This window comes from Nocardiopsis listeri (genome assembly GCF_020741345.1).
Lineage (GTDB): Bacteria > Actinomycetota > Actinomycetes > Streptosporangiales > Streptosporangiaceae > Nocardiopsis > Nocardiopsis listeri_A.
In genome coordinates this window covers 1-3,142 of sequence record NZ_DYZD01000196.1, presented here as the reverse complement: position 1 = coordinate 3,142, position 3,142 = coordinate 1, and the positions used below count along the sequence as shown (strand labels likewise).

Sequence of the window (3,142 nt, the reverse complement as noted above, 5' to 3'; positions counted from 1 at the left end):
AACTGGTCGGAGTACGACGAGGCGGCGAACACCGCACCCGTCGGCGAGGGGGACCTCGCCGACCCGGTGAACAACCCGTGGGGGACGACACGCAACACGGGGGCGGATCTGCACACCAAGAGACCGGTGCGCACATATCCAGAGCCCGAGCCGTTGGACGAACACGGCCCGGCACGGATTGTAGCACTCTGTAATCAGAAGGGTGGGGTCGGTAAGACCACCACCACCATCAACCTCGGCGCCGCCATCGCCGAGTACGGCAGACGGGTGCTGCTGGTCGACTTCGACCCGCAGGGCGCCCTGTCGGTGGGGCTGGGTCGTCTGGATCCGCGTGAGCTGGACCTGACCGTGTACAACCTGCTCATGCAGCGGGATGTGTCGGTCGAGGACGTCCTGCTCAAGACGGACATCGACGGTCTGGACCTCATTCCGAGCAACATCGACCTCTCGGCAGCCGAGGTGCAGCTGGTCGGCGAGGTGGCCCGCGAGCAGATGCTGGGGCGCGCGCTGCGTCCGGTCATCAACGACTACGACGTCATCCTGATCGACTGTCAGCCGTCGCTGGGGCTGCTCACCGTCAACGCGCTGACCGCGGCCGACGGTGTCATCGTGCCGCTGGAGTGCGAGTTCTTCGCGCTGCGCGGTGTGGCGTTGCTGATGGACACCATCCAAAAGGTCCAGGAACGACTCAACGAGGACCTGGTCATCGACGGGTTCCTCGGGACCATGTACGACCCGCGCACCCTGCACGCACGCGAGGTGCTCTCCACGATCGTGGACGGGTTCGGCGACAAGGTCTACGGCACGGTGATCAACCGCACCGTGCGCTTCCCGGACGCCACCGTGGCGGGCGAACCCATCACCAGGTTCGACTCGTCCTCGGCCGGGGCCAACGCCTACCGGGCTCTGGCCAAGGAGGTGCTGGCGAGGTGGCCTCTCAGCGGTCACGGCGCGTGACGCTACCCGGGGCGGACGAGTTGTTCTTCCGCCCCTCCGGTCCCGAACCGGAACAGCCGGAGACCGACCGCCAGCACCAGGTACCGGAACAGACACGACAGGAAGCGGACGAGGGCTCGTCGAAGCGCACCGTGCGCAGGGCCAACGGATCCGACGACGCGGGCAGGTCCAAGAAGACCGGTCGCGGATCCGTCCGCAAGGCGCCCAAACCCAGCGGTCGCCAGCGTCACGACGAGAAGATCACCGTCTACGTCTCCGGACCCGAACTGCTGGCCCTGGAACAGACCAGGCTGTCACTGCGGGCCGAACACGGCCTGTCGGCCGACCGCGGCCGCCTCGTCCGTGAAGCGGTGGCGGTGCTGCTCGCCGACTTCGAGGAGCACGGATCGAGCAGCATGCTGGTACGTCGGTTGAGCGAGGACTGACACGAGGGGCCCGGGTCGATCGCTGGGGGAGCGGTCGGCCCGGGCCCGCTTCCGTCACCGGAGGGTCGCGGGTGGTGCCACCCTTGTTCCATGCGTGAAAGGACGTGGACCCGCCATGGTGACTGAGGACGTCGACGAGGTCGACGAGAACACCTTCCAAGTCCACCTGGACAACTTCGAGGGCCCCTTCGACCTGTTGCTCGGGCTGATCTCCAAACACAAGCTCGACATCACCGAGGTGGCGCTGTCCAAGGTCACCGACGAGTTCATCGCGCACATCCGTGCCCACGGGGACGAATGGGACCTGGACCAGGCCAGCAACTTCCTGTTGGTGGCGGCCACCCTGCTGGACCTGAAGGCGGCCCGGTTGCTGCCGCGCGGTGATGTGGAGGACGAGGCGGACCTGGCCCTGCTGGAGGCCCGCGACCTGCTGTTCGCCCGGCTGCTGCAGTACCGCGCCTACAAGGAGGTCGCCTCCTACATGCGCGAGCGGCTGGCCTCCCAGGGGCGCCGTTACGCCCGTGCGGTGCCGTTGGAGGAACGGTTCGCCGGCATGCGCCCGGACGTGCTGTTCAAACTCGGTCCCGAGGAGTTCGCCGCCCTGGCAGGGTTGGTCTTCACCCCCAAGGAACCGCCGAGCGTCCCCGTCACCCACATCCACCAGACCAAGACCTCGGTCAAGGAGCAGGGCGAACTGATGGTCGCGGAGCTGCGCGAGCACGGACGACTCACGTTCGCGGAGCTGACGGTCGCCTGCACCGGTACGTTCGAGATCGTCGCGCGCTTCCTGGCATTGCTGGAGCTGTACCGGGCCTCCAACGTGGGCTTCGACCAGCCCGAACCGCTGGGTGAGCTGCTCGTCACCTGGACCGGTGGCGAAGGAGAGGTCGAGGTGGACAGCGACTACGACGAGGGGGAGCGGGCATGACCATGGAACACGCGGCCGACCGGGAAAAGGCGCCGCCCACGCTGCGCCGTGACCTGGAGGCCGTCCTGATGGTCATCGACCAGCCCGTGTCCGAGTTCGACCTGGCACGCGCCCTGGACGTTCCCCTCGACGTGGTCACCCGCACCCTGGAGGACCTGTCCCGGGAATACACCGAGCAGGGCCGTGGTTTCGACCTACGGGCGGTGGCCGAGGGGTGGCGTGTGTACACGCGACCCGAGTGCGCCGACATCGTCGAGCACTTCCTCAGGGAAGGGCAGGAAGTGCGGCTGACCCAGGCCGCACTCGAGACGATGGCGGTGGTCGCCTACCGCCAACCGGTCTCCCGTGGCAGGGTCTCCGCGGTACGCGGGGTCAACTGCGACGGAGTCATGCGTACCCTCGTACTGAGGGGCCTGATCGAAGAGGCCGGTCACGACCCCGAGTCCGGTGCCATGCTGTACCGGACCACTTCCTATTTCCTGGAACGGCTGGGCCTGCGAGGCCTCGACGAGTTGCCTGATCTGGCGCCGTTCCTCCCCGACGACATCGAAGGTCTTGACGACACCGGTGAGCACAACTGACAACGAACGTCCCCGCGGTGAGCGGCGCGACGGATACGCCCCGCGCGGTGAGCGCGGCGACAATGACGACCGCGGTGGCCGAGGCCACCGCCCCCAGCGACAAGACGACCGCCGAGGTGGCGGACGTTATGACCGTGACCGTCGGGACGACCGCCAGGGTGGCGGGCGTTTCCAGCGGGACGACCGAGACCGTGACCGTGGTGGGTTCCGGGGTGACCGGGATCGGCGTGATGATCGTCGTGGTGGTGGGC

General features: G+C 67.6%; 5 protein-coding genes. All 5 read left to right on the top strand.

Annotated features, from left to right (window positions below; translation table 11 throughout):
• Nucleotides 1–957: AAA family ATPase (locus K8V84_RS10810; protein WP_304073801.1), on the top strand; the 957-nt coding region annotated here is incomplete at its 5' end.
• Nucleotides 954–1,382 (top strand): hypothetical protein, encoded by a 429-nt coding sequence (locus tag K8V84_RS10805; RefSeq protein WP_304073800.1) that lies wholly within the window; start codon nucleotides 954–956, stop codon nucleotides 1,380–1,382. The genes K8V84_RS10810 and K8V84_RS10805, both read left to right, overlap by 4 nt.
• Nucleotides 1,383–1,497: 115 nt before the next feature.
• Nucleotides 1,498–2,310 carry a ScpA family protein gene (locus K8V84_RS10800; RefSeq protein ID WP_304073798.1) on the top strand — a complete coding sequence of 271 codons (813 nt, stop codon included), beginning with the start codon at nucleotides 1,498–1,500 and terminating at the stop codon, nucleotides 2,308–2,310.
• Nucleotides 2,307–2,891 carry an SMC-Scp complex subunit ScpB gene (gene scpB / locus K8V84_RS10795; RefSeq protein WP_304073796.1) on the top strand — a complete coding sequence of 195 codons (585 nt, stop codon included), beginning with the start codon at nucleotides 2,307–2,309 and terminating at the stop codon, nucleotides 2,889–2,891. Before K8V84_RS10800 ends, scpB begins: the two co-directional genes overlap by 4 nt.
• Before the next feature lie 47 nt (nucleotides 2,892–2,938).
• Nucleotides 2,939–3,142 (top strand): hypothetical protein (locus K8V84_RS10790; protein WP_304073794.1); only part of this gene is annotated, 204 nt, incomplete at its 3' end.